The following is a 12,669-nucleotide window of genomic DNA, read 5'->3' as shown; positions in this document are numbered from 1 at the left end:
CGCCGAGGCCGCGACCAAAGTCGCCGCCCGCTAGACCATCGACCGACGCAAGGGCCCGCCGCCGCCTCCCAGACTCGGGAGCGTGAAGCCGCGGAAGAACCCCGACCCGTCGACGCACAAGGCCACCACGCTCGCCGAGCCGGCCTGGGCCGTGACGCTCGTCTGCGTCGCGGGCGGGACCGGGCTCGGCCTGCTGGTCCCCCTCCTCGCGGACTGGCTCGTGACCCTGCCCTGGGCGCCGCTGCAAGGACCGGCCGAGCTGCTGGCCTCGGTCCCGGAGCCCGGCCTCACCATCGGCGCCGTCGCGGTGGGCGCGCTCCTGGGCCTGGTGGCCGCCCTCGTCGCGATGCACGAGTCACTGTCGGTCGGCGTCTCGGGCAGCCGCGTGGTCCTCGCCGTCCGGGACACGCCCCGGGAGTTCGCGCGCCCCGAGGTCGCCCTGGCGTTCCGGGACGGTAAGCAGCTCGTGCTGCTCGGCCCGGACGGCATGGAGCTCGCGCGGGAGGACTGCGGCCTGTCCTGGCAGCGCCTCGCCGACGCCTTCGCCGAACACGGGTACCCGTGGGCGGACGAGGATCCGTACCGGAACGAGTTCCGCCGCTGGGTCCCCGGCGCGCCCGGCCTGCCCGAGGGGGCGGACGCCCTGCTGAGGGCCCGCGCGGCGGCGCGCAAGCGGGACGACGCCGAGGACGCCCGGGAGCTGCGCCGGGAGCTGGCGGGCCTCGGCGTGGTCGTGCGCGACGAGAGCGGGCGGCAGTACTGGCGCACGCCTCAGCGGTGACCGGCCCATCCGGCGGGGTCCCGGAACGCGTGGAGCAGGTGCGCGAGGGCGGCGCGGAGCCCGGCGGGGTCCAGGTCCAGGGCCCCGGCCCCGGCCAGGTGGTCGAAGATCAGGCCGTCGAGGTACGCCACCAGCAGCGGGGCCTGCGCCCCGGGATCGGGGGCTCCGGCCGCCGCCAGCATGGCCTCGGTCATCGCGCGGGAGCGGCGGCCCGCCCGGACGAAGACCGCGCGGACCTCGGGGCGGCGGTTGGCCTCCAGCGCCAGTTCGTAGCGGGCCAGCATGCGGGAGCGGCCGGTGGTGGTCCAGCGTTCGACCAGGCGCGCGACGGACTCCACGACGTCCGCGTCGTCCGCGTCGTCCGCGCCGCCCGCGGCGCCCGCGGCGGCGAGCGGAGCGGCCATCTCGGCGGCGTCCACGGCCTCCAGGCGCTCGATCACCGCCTGGAGCAGGGCCTGGCGGGTGCGGAAGTAGTACGAGCAGGAGCCCTCGGGCAGGCCCGCCTCCCGGTCCACCGCGCGGTGCGTCAGGCCGCGCGTGCCCTCGCGGGCGAGCGTCTCGATCGCCGCGTCGGCCAGGCGGTCCCGGCGGGAGCCGTCGGCGTTCATCCGCCACCTCTCTCTCGGTCTCGGTCTCTACAAGTGTAGAGTCAATGGGGTCCACTACAGATGTAGAGGTGAGGGACATGAGCGAGCGGACCGCCGTCGTGGTCGGCGGCGGGATCGGCGGGCTGGCGGCCGCCCTGGCCCTGCACCGGCGCGGATGGGACGTCGAGGTGCTGGAGCGGGCTCCCGCGTTCGGGGAGGTCGGGGCCGGGATCTCCCTCTGGGCCAACGGGGTCCGGGCCCTGGACGCGCTGGGGGTCGGGCGGGCCGTCAAGGACCGTTCGATGCCCGAACGCGAGGCGGGCATACGGGAACCGGGCGGGCGGTGGCTGTCGCGCGCCGACACCGGCGCGCTCGAACGCCGGCACGGCTCCGTCGTGGTCCTGCACCGGGCGCACCTGCTGGACCTCCTGCGGGAGGCGCTGCCCGAGCGGATGCTGCGGACCGGCGCCGAGGTGAGGGCGGTCCGGCGGGCCGGGGAGCACGTCGAGGTCGAGCACGCGGGCGGGGTCTCTCGCGCCGACCTCGTGGTGGGGGCGGACGGCATCGGCAGCGCCGTGCGGCGGTCGGTGTGGCCGGACGCGCCCGGACCCCGGTACGCGGGCTACACCGTCTGGCGGGCGGTCATCGACCCCGGACGGCCGTTGCGGGCGGGCGGCGAGACCTGGGGGCGCGGCCGGAGGGTCGGACTCGTCGGCCTCCCGGACGGGCGGGTCTACATGTTCTGCGTGACCGACGCCCCGGCCGGGGGACGGGCGCCGGACGGCGAGCCGGCCGAGCTCAGGCGGCTTTTCTCGGGGTGGCACGCGCCGATCCCCGAACTGCTGGCCGCCGCCCCGGGAGGACGCGTTCGTCCGGCACGACATCCACGAGCTGCCGCCGTTGCGGACGTACGTGTCGGGGCGGGTCGCGCTGCTGGGCGACGCCGCCCACGCCATGACCCCCAACCTGGGACAGGGCGGCAACCAGGCCCTGGAGGACGCCGTCACGCTCGCCGCGCTGCTCGACCGGCATCCGGCCGTCGAGCGCGCGCTGGCCGCCTACGACCGCGAGCGGCGGCCCCGCACCCAGATGATCGCCCGGCGGTCGCGGTGGATCGGGGAGGCCACGCGGTGGTCGTCGCCGCTCGCCGTCGCGGCGCGGAACACCCTGATCCGCCTCACCCCGGCGAGCGCCATGCCCCGCGCGCTCGCACCGGTGCTCGACTGGCGCCCACCCGCCTGAGCACCCGCCGCGTCACCGGTCGGCGACCTGCCCCGATGCCATGGCCGGTCGGCCTCACCGACCGGTGGCCGGGAACGCCACGCACCCCACGCGACGAGCGCCACCGCGCCCGCGCGGAACACCGCGTCGCCCATGGCGGGCACCGCCCCCGGTCACCGCGACGGCGTGCCGCCTGTGTGCCGTCCGTCCCAGCGGGCCGACCGCGCAGCGAACGCGACCGCGTTACCTGAGGGCCGCCCCCGGCCACGCCCGCCCAGCCGGACGACAGGAGATCGAAAACGTCGGCGGGGGGCCTCCTCGCGCCGGCCGATCGCCGGGGAGCGGAGCCGGGCAGGCATGGCCGGAATCGGCCACACTCGTCCGGGGAACCCCGGAGCCCCGCCATCCGACGAACCAGTCATACGCGGAGGGAGTCGCCCGATGTCCTATGGATACGACCCGCACCCTTACCCGGCGGGACCGGGGGCGGCCGTCGCCCGGCCGTCCTCGCTGAACACCGCGTTCGCCCTGATGTTGCTGGGCGCGGGCATCGCCGCCCTCAGCGCCCTGTTCACGCTGGTCATCGGGGTGGGCATAGGGATGTCGCTCTTCTCCGCCTCCGACGACCCGGACACCTCCGAGTTCGCGGTGGGCCTGGGCATCGGCGTGGGGATCACGATCCTCGTCGCCGTGGTCCAGGTCGGGCTGTGGCTGTGGATGGCGTTCGCCAACCGGGCCGGACGGCCCTACGCGCGCGTCGTGTCCGCCGTCCTGTTCGGGATCCACTCCCTGCTCGTCCTCCTCCACGTGGCCACGGTGCTCATGGCGCCCGGCGCCTCGCCGTCCATCGCGTCGTACTCGCTCGGCCTGGTGCTCTCGCTGGTCACCTGGGGCGTCGGGCTGGGCGCGACCGTCCTGCTGTGGCGGTCGGACGTGTCCGCCTACATCGCGGCGCGATCCGGCCGGGCGTTCCAGGACCAGTGGCCGCCGCACCACTAGTCGCGTGACGGATTCGCTCCACGGCGGCCGCGCCTAGCGTCCCCGGCATGGACACGGTGGAGTGGATCAGGAGGACGGCGCACCCGCTGGCGACGGTGGATCCGGCGGACCCGCTGGACGACCTGCGGCCCCTGGCGGGGATGGTCGGGGACGCCTCGGTGGTGGGGTACGGGGCCGGGACGCGCGGGGCGCACGAGGTGTTCGCGTTGCAGGACCGGATCGCCCGGCTGCTGGTCGGGGAGGCGGGGTTCCGGGTGGTCGCGTTCGACCTGGACTGGACGCTCGGGGGACGGCTCGACGCGGCCGTTCGCGGGGAGGGCGACCTGGCGGGGATCCTCGCGGGCGCCGAGGCGTTCGCCGACACCGAGGAGGTGCTGGCGCTGCTGCGGTGGGTGCGCGGCTTCAACCGCGCCCACCCGGACGACCCGGTCAGGATCGCAGGGGTGAGCCCGCACGCGGTCGGGCCGGAGGCGTACGACACGGTCGTCACCCACGTGCCCGAGGCGGCGGAGGCGTACGACGGGCTGCGCCCGGACGGGGACGTCGCCGCGCACGCCCGGCGGCTGCGGGCGGCGGCGGACCGGCGGTCCCGGGTGGAACGCGCGCGGGCGGCGCACGACCTGGTGGCCGCGCGCGGGGCCGGCCCGCTCGTGCTGCGGTCCGCGCGGGTGATCGTCCAGTTCCACGAGCTGCACGACCACGACGGGCGGCCCGAGGACCCGATGAACATGGCCTACTACGAGAAGGCGTTCGCCGAGAACGTCGAGTGGTGGCACCGGCACACCGGCCGGCGGGTGCTGTTCTGGTCCTCCAGCTCGCACACCTGCAACGGCCTGCGGCGCGGGTTCCCCCCGTTCCCCTCGCACGTCTCCCGCAACGCGGGCAGTCACCTGCGGGAACGGATGGGCGACGGCTACCTCTCGCTCGGGATCACGTTCCACGAGGGCGAGCTGGCCACCTACGGGGAACCGGCGACCGGGCGCGTTCCGGAGGGCGGCCCGGAGCTGGCGGAGGCGACGCTGGACGCGGCCGGAGACGGCTACCTGCTGGACCTGCGGTCCGGGCCTCCGCCGGCCGGGCGGTGGCTGGACCGCGAGGCCCGGTTCCGGGTGATCGGGAGGCCCACCGACGACGGCTCCCACTCCATGGCGGGCGGATCGCCGCGGGAATGGTTCGACGTCCTGGCGCACTGGCGGCGCGTCACCCCCGCCCGGCGGATCCGGCGGGGGTGACGCGGGGGCTCACTTCCAGCGGTCGCCGGTGAGGCGCTCGTAGACCTCGACGTAGCGGGCGCGGGTGGCGTCCACGACCTCCTGCGGGATCTCCGGGCCGGGCGCGGTGCGGTCCCAGTCCAGGGTGCTGCTCCAGTCGCGGACGTACTGCTTGTCCAGCGAGTGCGGCAGGCGGCCCGGCGTCCAGTCGTCGGCGGGCCAGAAGCGGGAGGAGTCGGGGGTCAGGACCTCGTCGCCGAGGACCAGGGTTCCGTCGGCGGCGCGGCCGAACTCCAGCTTGGTGTCGGCGATGATGATGCCGCGCTCGGCGGCGACGGCCGCGCCCCGCCGGTAGATCTCCAGGGTCGTGGCGCGGAGCTCGGCGGCGGTGTCCGCGCCGATCTCGTCCACCACGTCGTCGTAGGTGATGAACTCGTCGTGGCCCTCGGTCGCCTTGGTGGTCGGCGTGAAGATCGGCTCGGGCAGCCGGGACGCCTCCACCAGGCCGGGCGGGAGGGCGACGCCGGAGACGGTCCCGCCCTTCCGGTACTCCGCCAGCCCCAGGCCGGCGAGGTAGCCGCGGGCGATCCACTCGACCGGGAGCATGGTCAGCCTCCGGCAGCGGATCGCGCGGCCCGCCCACTCCTCCGGGACGTCGGTCGCGGAGATCACGTGGTGGGGGACGACGTCGGCGAGCCGGTCGAACCACCACAGCGAGATCTGGGTGAGGATCCGGCCCTTGTCGGGGATCTCGGTGGGCAGCACCACGTCGTAGACGCTCACCCGGTCGGAGGCGACCAGGATCAGGTCGTCACCGTCGGCGTACACGTCCCGGACCTTGCCGGAGTGGACCAGTTCCATATCGCTCCTCAGCTCGGAATCTCGTATTCGTAGGTGGCCCAGCGGCCCGCGACCGAGACGAACTCGCCGTACTCGATCACGTTGCCGTCGGCGTCGCGCATCCAGTTGCGGCCGCGCAGCACGGGCGCGCCCGGCGCGACGCCGAGCGCCGCCGCGTCCTGCTCGGTGGCGGACGACGCGGTGAACTGGTCGGTCTGCGGACCGGCGACGCGGCGGCCGGTCGCGGCGCGGACGACGCCGAGGGTGCCGCCCTGCCCCAGGCTGCCGGGGCGCAGCAGGGCGGGCGCGATCCGGGCCAGCTCGCCGTCCAGCCAGGACGTCGAGGTCGAGACCGGGACGCCGTCCTTGTGGGTGACGCGGCGGCGGCAGACCACCTTCGCGCCCTGGTACAGGCCGAGGGCGTCGGCGACGTGCGGCGGCGCGGCGACCAGCTCGGCGGAGACGATCTCGGCGTGCTCGTCGGCCGGGTAGATCCGGCCGGTGAGGGCGGCGACGATGCGGTCCTTGGGGGCGTTGAGCGCGCTGCGGGTCGTCACGACGGTCCCGACGCCGGTCACGCCCACCGCCAGGCCCTCGGAGCGGAGCGCGGCCAGGACCTTGGTGGCGGTGGCGAGGGACACGTCCCACCGCTGCGCGATCTGCCGCGCGGACGGCACGTGGTCGCCCTCGCGCAGCGCCCCGGACTCGATCTCGGCGCGGATGTGCTTGACGATCTGCAGGTAGGGCGGGTCGGGGCGGTGGATCGCGGGGGCCATCGGACGGTCCTCTCGGGGGCGGACGGTCCGCAGTGTACTAGTACACCGCAGACCGGCCGTCGCGACGCCCTACGGGACGGGCCCGGTCACCGCCCGACCCGGTCCCGCGCGCCGGGGCGTTCGACGCCGTTGACGGCGACGCAGATCCCGAAGACGCGGGAGTGGCCGGTCCAGCCGTTGACGTGGCCCCGGTTGTTGCCGATCTGGACGCGCCCCTTCGCGCGGTCCACGGCGGTGACCAGGTGCAGGTAGGTCGTGCCCGCGACCCGGGCCAGCGCGATGTCGCCGACCTCCAGCAGCGCGGGGTCGACGGGGGCGACGGTGACCAGGTCACGGTCGGCGATCAGCGGCACCATGGAGGCGCCGGACGGGCGGAAGCTCACCGTCCCGCCCGCCGCGACGCGCGCGGCGACGGCGTCCATCTTTCCCATCGGGTCATGGTCGGTCGCCGCGCGCCGTCCGGTCCACCGGTTTTCAGGCGATCTCGGCCAGGCCGTCCTTGATGACCACGTCGCCGCTGTCGGAGGTCGTCTCGAAGACGTACCTCCCCCCGCCCGCGTCGTGGAGGCGCGTCGTGATGTCCTGGCCGGGCAGGACCGGCCGGGAGAAGCGGACCGCCAGGCGCCGCAGCCGGGCCGGGTCTCCCCCGGCCGCGTGCTCGACCACCGCGCGGGACGTGAACGCCATCGTGCACAGCCCGTGCGCGATGATCCCCGGCAGCCCGGCCGACCTCGCGAACTCCTCGTCCAGGTGGATCGGCATCGGGTCGCCGGACGCCTCGCTGTAGCGGAACGTCTGGTCCTCGTCCACGTGCTGGACGACCTCGGCCAGCGGCGCGGCGGAGCGCAGTTCCGCGGGGAAGCCGTGCGGCGGGGCCAGCTCGCCGACGGTCTCGCCCGCCTGGAAGCCGCGGAAGAACGACACCATCCACTGCTCGTTGACCGGCTCGCCGTCGGCGGTGCGGGTCTCCAGCTTCACCGACACGGTGGTGCCGGACGCCTTGGAGGAGTAGCCGGTGACCTTGGCGCGCGACACCAGGCGCATGCCGGGGACGATCGGCCGGTGGAAGACCATGTCCTGCTCGCCGTGCACGACGAACGGGATCAGGCTGTCCGGGACGACCGTGAACAGCGGGCCGATCATGCCCTCGAACACCGGGACGATCGCGAACACCGGCGGCGCGAGCTCGCCCGACAGGTGGCGCGGGTGGGCGTCGTTGGTGGCCTCGGCGTAGGCGATCGTGCGCTCCCGCTCGACCTTGAAGTCGAACGGGTCGCTCCACACGCCCAGGTTGTCCTTGTTCATCTGCGGCTGGTCGCTCATGGCCTCTTCCTCCGGGGGAACCTGCAAGAAACATACAAGCTTGACTGTTTATAAGACAGCCCCTAGCGTCGCGGGCACAACGACCTGGAGGCGCGATCGTGAGCAACCGGACCTTTGTCGTCGGCGTCGGCATGACGAAGTTCGAGAAGCCGGGCAGCCGGGAGTGGGACTACCCGGACATGGCCCGGGAGTCCGGGACCAAGGCCCTGGAGGACGCGGGCCTGTCCTACGACGCGATCCAGCAGGCGTACGTCGGCTACGTCTACGGCGAGTCCACCTCCGGGCAGCGCGCCGTCTACGAGCTGGGCATCACCGGCATCCCGGTCGTCAACGTCAACAACAACTGCTCGACCGGCTCCACCGCGCTCTACCTGGCGCGGCAGGCCGTCAGGCACGGCGTCGTGGACTGCGCCCTCGCGCTCGGCTTCGAGAAGATGCAGAAGGGCTCGCTCGGCTCCACCTACGAGGACCGCGAGCAACCCATGCTGAACCACCTCAAGGAGTTGTTTTCGCTGTACGAGTGGGGCGGCGAGCCGATCGCGCCGTACATGTTCGGCGCGGCCGGACGCGAGCACATGGAGAAGTACGGCACCACCGCCGACCAGTTCGCCAGAATCGGCTGGAAGAACCACAAGCACTCGGTGAACAACCCGTACGCCCAGTTCCAGGACGAGTACGGCCTCGACGACATCAAGGCCGCCCGCGTCGTGTACGAGCCGCTGACCAAGCTCCAGTGCTCGCCGACCTCCGACGGCTCCGGCGCGGCGGTGATCGCCTCCGAGCGCTTCGTCGACGAGCACGACCTGTGGGACCGCGCCGTGGAGATCGCGGGCCAGTCGATGGTGACCGACACCAGGGACACCTTCGCCGACAAGAGCGCGATCACGCTCGTCGGCGCGAAGATGAGCGCCCTGGCCGCGCGGCGGGCCTACGAGGAGGCGGGGATGGGCGCCGAGGACGTGCAGGTCGTCGAGTTGCACGACTGCTTCTCCACCAACGAGCTGATCACCTACGAGGCGCTGGGCCTGGCCGCCGAGGGCGAGGGCGGCAGGCTCGTGGACGACGGCGACAACACCTACGGCGGACGCTGGGTCGTCAACCCGTCCGGCGGCCTGATCTCCAAGGGCCACCCGCTGGGCGCGACGGGCCTCGCCCAGTGCGCCGAGCTGACCTGGCAGATCCGCGGCCGGGCCGACCGGCGCCAGGTGGAGGGCGTCACCGGCGCGCTCCAGCACAACATCGGCCTGGGCGGCGCGGCGGTCGTCACCGTCTACCAGCCCGCCCGCTGAGCCGGACGACCGTGCGGGGCTCCGGCGGCGGGACCGCCGGAGCCCCCGGTCACGGGGTGGCCAGCGCCTCGGTCGGGGACAGCCGGGAGGCGCGGACGGCCGGGTACAGGCCCGCCACCGCGCCGATCGCCAGCGTCGCGGCGACGCCGCCGAACACCGCCCACGCGGGGACGACCACCGGCCAGCCCTGCGCGACCGCGTAGCCCGCCGTGACGGCCGCGCCCAGCGCGGCGCCGCCGGTCCCGCCCAGCGCCGACAGCAGCAGGGACTCGGCGAGGAACTGGGTGCGGACCTGGCCTCGGGTCGCGCCCAGCGCGCGGCGCAGCCCGATCTCCGAGCGGCGCTCCAGCACCGAGATGACCATGGTGTTGGCCACCCCGACCCCGCCGACCAGCAGCGCCACCGCGCCGAGGCCCAGCAGCAGGTTCGTGAACGCCTCCCCCGCCGCCTGCTTGGCCGCCAGCGCGTCGGACGGGCGCGACACCTCGACCTCGTTGGGGGACTCGGGGTTGGCGGTCGCCCCCAGCACGCCGGAGACCTGCTCGACGTCCCCCTCGTCGGACCGGGTGTAGACCTTCGTCGGGTGGCCGTCGAAGTTCAGCTCGGCCTCGGCCGCGGGCCAGCCGACCAGCGCGGCGTTGTCGAGTTCGGGCGCCAGCGGCGCGGGCTCCAGGACGCCGACCACCGTGAACCACCGGCCGCCGACCAGCACCCGCACGTCCGGTCCGGCGCGGCCGACGCCGAGGCGCTCGGCGGCGCTCGCGCCGAGCACCACGGCCGGATGGCGGGCGGTCGCCTCGTTCAGCCAGGTGCCGCTGCGGATCCGCGCGCCGGTGGCGTCCGGCAGGCTCGTGCGGGCGGCGTAGGTGGCCAGGCCGCGCGTCTCGGTCTCGGGGATCCGGCCGTGCCGGTAGACCTTCGCGTCCTCCACCAGGCCGACCGCCGACACCGTCCGCACCGGCCGGATGCGGCCGACCATCGCCTCGGCCTCGGTGGGCAGCCGCGCCCGCTCGCCGGTCATGGTCGTGCCCGGTTCGACGGTGAGCAGGTTGGTGCCCAGGGCGGCCAGCGTGCGGTCCAGGTCGGCGCCCGAGGAGGAGGAGATGCCGACCACGCCGACCATCGCCGCGATGCCGATCGCGATGCCCAGCGCGGACAGGAACGCCCGCAGCGGCCGGGTGCGCAGCCCGACCGCGCCGACCCGGACCACGTCGCCCGGCCACATGCGGGCCGGGCGCGGCGCCTGCCGCACCGCGGTCACGGCGCCGCCTCCGCCCGGACGCGGTCCGGGTTGGGCGCGTCGGACACCACGCGGCCGTCGCGCATCCGGATCTGCCGGGGCAGGCTGCCCGCGATCTCCCGGTCATGCGTGATGATCACCACGGTGGTGCCGGCGGCGTGCAGGTCGCGCAGCAGGTCCATCACCCCCGCGCCGGACGCCGAGTCCAGCGCGCCGGTCGGCTCGTCGGCCAGCAGCAGGCGGGGCTCGCCCGCGACGGCGCGGGCGATGGCGACGCGCTGGCGTTCACCGCCCGACAGCTCCTGGGGCCGGTGCTCCATGCGGTGGGCGAGGCCGACGCGGTGCAGGGCCGCCGTGGCGCGGCGGCGGCGCTCGGCGGGGCGCAGGCCCGTGTAGAGCAGGCCGTCGGCCACGTTGTCGAGCGCGGACGTACCGGGGGCCAGGTGGAACTGCTGGAACACGAACCCGATCCGCTGCGCCCGCAGCGCCGACAGCTCCGCGTCCGACAGGGCGCCCACGTCGTGGCCGTCGACGCGCACCAGCCCGGAGGTGGGGCGGTCGAGCGTGCCGAGCATGTTCAGCATCGTCGACTTGCCCGAGCCGGACGGACCCACGATCGCGGCCAGCTCGCCCGCGCCGATGTGCAGGGTGACGCCGTCGAGCGCGGTGACGCCGGGGTACCGCTTCACCACGTCCACCAGGGAGATCACTTCGGCACCCCCACGACGGTGCCCTCGGCGATCCCCGCTCCGGAGACCTCCACCTTCCCCCCGGCGAACAGCCCGACCTTCACCGGCACGTAGGAGGAGGTCCCGCCGCTGACCACCTCCACGCCGAAGCCTCCCTCCGACAGCGCGACCAGCGCCGCCACCGGGACGGTCAGCACGTCCTTGCGGGTGCCCGCGGTGAACGTGACGTCCACCGCCGCCAGCACGTACCGGGCGGCGGCCTTCTGTGCCTTGTCCCCCTTCAACGCCACGGTGACCTCGACCTTGGTCTTGGGGTCCTGACCCTGCGCGGCCGGTTCGATGACCGTGGTCACCTCGTCGACCACGCCCCGGGCGACGCTCCCGTCGGGCAGCTCGACGTCCACGGCCGCGCCCTCGCGGGCCAGCCGCAGGTCGTCGGATTCCAGCTCCACGGTGACGGCCTTGTCGGTGCCGGTGTAGGTGAGGATCTTGCGGCCGGGCGTGACCGCGTCGCCCACCCCCGCCTGGAGGCCGTCCACGCGGACCGCGCCGGGCGCGAACACGACGCTGCCGAGCTCGACGTTCCCGGTCTCGGCCAGGCCGACGTCGTCCTGCCACTCCGCGACGGCGTCGGCGGTGTCGGAGGTGTACTCGTCGTCCACGGTGAAGCCGTCGTAGCCGAGGGCGCGCAGGTTGCGCTCCAGCCACAGCACGTCCTTGCCCTCCATGCCGGCGCTCAGCGTGCGGTAGGCGGGCTTGGCCCCGTACATCAGGACCACCGGCCGGGAGTCCACCTCGTACAGCTCCTTGCCCCGGGTGATCCGGTCGCCGGTGTCGGGCAGGGCGGTGACGGTCCCGGCGGCGCGGGCGCTGGCGGCGGCCGCCTGGCCGTAGCCGAGGCTCCCGTCGGCGGTCTCGCTGTCCTTGAGGGTCTGCTTCGTCACCTTGGTCGTGTTCGGCGGCAGCCCGGCGGCGCGCGCGCCGCCCTTCCCGTCCCCGCCGCCGAACCCGAACGTCGCGACGGCCGCCGCGCCCGCCGCGACGACGGCGCCGAGGGCCAGGACGGTGCGGCGGCGGGGCCGCCGACGGGGTCGCCGCCGCTTCTCGGGGGCCCGCTCCTCCGTCAGGGGCTCGGCCGTCACCGCCCCGTCCCCTGCGACAGGATGCTCCGGCACTTGCCCTGGGCCGTCTGGAGGTCGGGGTCGTCCCCGACCTCCGGCCCGATCTGGTGGCCGACCTGGCCCGGCTTCGGGTCGGGCCACTTCTCCACGCCGTTGGCGCGCATGCACTCGGCGAACTTGCGGTTCCGCTCCTCCATCTTCGGGTCCGGGCCACCCGCGGAGTTCTGCGCCGGGTTGTACTGGCGGCACGCCTCCATCGCCTTGTCCGCCGTCTCCTTGGTCACACTCCTGTCCAGCTTCAGTTGGATGCCCTCGCCGGGCTTCGGGTCGTCCATGTGGACGCCGTTCTTGCGCATGCACTCGGCGAACTTCTGGCCCATCTCGTCGCGGTTCATGCTCGGGGACGCGGCGGCCTTGGTGCCCTGCCCGGCGCCGCCGGCCGAAGCCACGCCGCCGTCGTCGCCGTCCCCGCCGCAGCCGGTCAGGGTCAGGGCCAGCACGAGCGGCAGCGCGGTGAGCGCGCCGAGGGATCGCGGTCGCATCGGGGGTTCTCCTCCCATCGGGGCCGGACGTTCCGGCCCGACGGAAGGCG

General features: G+C 74.6%; 14 protein-coding genes and 1 pseudogene. 6 read left to right on the top strand and 9 right to left on the bottom strand.

What is annotated here, in order from left to right:
* The first annotated feature begins 82 nt into the window (after window positions 1–82).
* Window positions 83–781: a YqeB family protein gene (locus tag HNR61_RS11745; protein ID WP_182843099.1), complete on the top strand. Its 699-nt coding sequence runs from the start codon at window positions 83–85 to the stop codon at window positions 779–781.
* On the opposite strand, the gene HNR61_RS11740 is transcribed toward HNR61_RS11745, so the two are convergent.
* Window positions 772–1,389, bottom strand: coding sequence for a TetR/AcrR family transcriptional regulator (locus tag HNR61_RS11740; RefSeq protein WP_182843098.1), 618 nt, complete (start codon window positions 1,387–1,389; stop codon window positions 772–774). The genes HNR61_RS11745 and HNR61_RS11740 overlap by 10 nt on opposite strands.
* 44 nt (window positions 1,390–1,433) lie before the next feature.
* Here HNR61_RS11740 and HNR61_RS50445 point away from each other — a divergent pair.
* The 4 genes and pseudogenes from HNR61_RS50445 to HNR61_RS11725 all read left to right on the top strand — a co-directional run.
* Window positions 1,434–1,919, top strand: a pseudogene (locus HNR61_RS50445) (FAD-dependent oxidoreductase); the annotation flags it as partial.
* A gap of 349 nt (window positions 1,920–2,268) precedes the next feature.
* A complete protein-coding gene (locus HNR61_RS46770) occupies window positions 2,269–2,610 on the top strand; it encodes an FAD-dependent monooxygenase (protein WP_220509164.1) in 342 nt (113 codons plus the stop codon).
* A gap of 420 nt (window positions 2,611–3,030) precedes the next feature.
* Window positions 3,031–3,588: a hypothetical protein gene (locus HNR61_RS11730; RefSeq protein ID WP_182843097.1), complete on the top strand. Its 558-nt coding sequence runs from the start codon at window positions 3,031–3,033 to the stop codon at window positions 3,586–3,588.
* 47 nt (window positions 3,589–3,635) lie between these two features.
* Entirely contained in the window at window positions 3,636–4,820 is a 1,185-nt protein-coding gene (locus tag HNR61_RS11725; protein ID WP_182843096.1) for an erythromycin esterase family protein, read from the top strand.
* A gap of 9 nt (window positions 4,821–4,829) precedes the next feature.
* Here HNR61_RS11725 and HNR61_RS11720 read toward each other — a convergent pair whose 3' ends face one another.
* The 4 genes from HNR61_RS11720 to HNR61_RS11705 all read right to left on the bottom strand — a co-directional run bounded on the left by HNR61_RS11720 (window position 4,830) and on the right by HNR61_RS11705 (window position 7,738).
* Window positions 4,830–5,660: a phosphoribosylaminoimidazolesuccinocarboxamide synthase gene (locus HNR61_RS11720; RefSeq protein ID WP_182843095.1), complete on the bottom strand. Its 831-nt coding sequence runs from the start codon at window positions 5,658–5,660 to the stop codon at window positions 4,830–4,832.
* A gap of 8 nt (window positions 5,661–5,668) precedes the next feature.
* On the bottom strand, window positions 5,669–6,415 hold the full coding sequence (locus HNR61_RS11715; RefSeq protein ID WP_067816559.1) for a GntR family transcriptional regulator: 747 nt from the start codon (window positions 6,413–6,415) through the stop codon (window positions 5,669–5,671).
* A gap of 86 nt (window positions 6,416–6,501) precedes the next feature.
* Window positions 6,502–6,846 (bottom strand): S26 family signal peptidase, encoded by a 345-nt coding sequence (locus tag HNR61_RS11710; protein ID WP_182843094.1) that lies wholly within the window; start codon window positions 6,844–6,846, stop codon window positions 6,502–6,504.
* Window positions 6,847–6,889: 43 nt separating this feature from the next.
* Window positions 6,890–7,738 carry a MaoC/PaaZ C-terminal domain-containing protein gene (locus HNR61_RS11705; protein WP_182843093.1) on the bottom strand — a complete coding sequence of 283 codons (849 nt, stop codon included), beginning with the start codon at window positions 7,736–7,738 and terminating at the stop codon, window positions 6,890–6,892.
* Between the two features lie 98 nt (window positions 7,739–7,836).
* Here HNR61_RS11705 and HNR61_RS11700 point away from each other — a divergent pair, with 98 nt between their 5' ends.
* Complete coding sequence (locus tag HNR61_RS11700) at window positions 7,837–9,027, top strand: lipid-transfer protein (RefSeq protein ID WP_182843092.1); 1,191 nt, start codon at window positions 7,837–7,839, stop codon at window positions 9,025–9,027.
* A gap of 49 nt (window positions 9,028–9,076) precedes the next feature.
* Here HNR61_RS11700 and HNR61_RS11695 read toward each other — a convergent pair whose 3' ends face one another.
* The 4 genes from HNR61_RS11695 to HNR61_RS11680 are packed head-to-tail and all read right to left on the bottom strand — an operon-like array spanning window position 9,077 to window position 12,619.
* On the bottom strand, window positions 9,077–10,252 hold the full coding sequence (locus tag HNR61_RS11695; protein WP_182843234.1) for an ABC transporter permease: 1,176 nt from the start codon (window positions 10,250–10,252) through the stop codon (window positions 9,077–9,079).
* Window positions 10,253–10,284: 32 nt separating this feature from the next.
* Window positions 10,285–10,977: an ABC transporter ATP-binding protein gene (locus HNR61_RS11690; RefSeq protein WP_182843091.1), complete on the bottom strand. Its 693-nt coding sequence runs from the start codon at window positions 10,975–10,977 to the stop codon at window positions 10,285–10,287.
* On the bottom strand, window positions 10,974–12,098 hold the full coding sequence (locus HNR61_RS11685) for a peptidoglycan-binding protein (protein WP_182843090.1): 1,125 nt from the start codon (window positions 12,096–12,098) through the stop codon (window positions 10,974–10,976). The genes HNR61_RS11690 and HNR61_RS11685 overlap by 4 nt, the downstream gene beginning before the upstream one ends.
* Window positions 12,095–12,619 carry a hypothetical protein gene (locus HNR61_RS11680; RefSeq protein ID WP_182843089.1) on the bottom strand — a complete coding sequence of 175 codons (525 nt, stop codon included), beginning with the start codon at window positions 12,617–12,619 and terminating at the stop codon, window positions 12,095–12,097. Before HNR61_RS11680 ends, HNR61_RS11685 begins: the two co-directional genes overlap by 4 nt.
* Window positions 12,620–12,669 lie beyond the last annotated feature (50 nt).

This window comes from Actinomadura kijaniata, assembly GCF_014138665.1.
Classification (GTDB): domain Bacteria; phylum Actinomycetota; class Actinomycetes; order Streptosporangiales; family Streptosporangiaceae; genus Spirillospora; species Spirillospora kijaniata.
The sequence above is the reverse complement of the archived record's forward strand: the minus strand, read 5'-3'. Positions and strand labels throughout refer to the sequence as shown.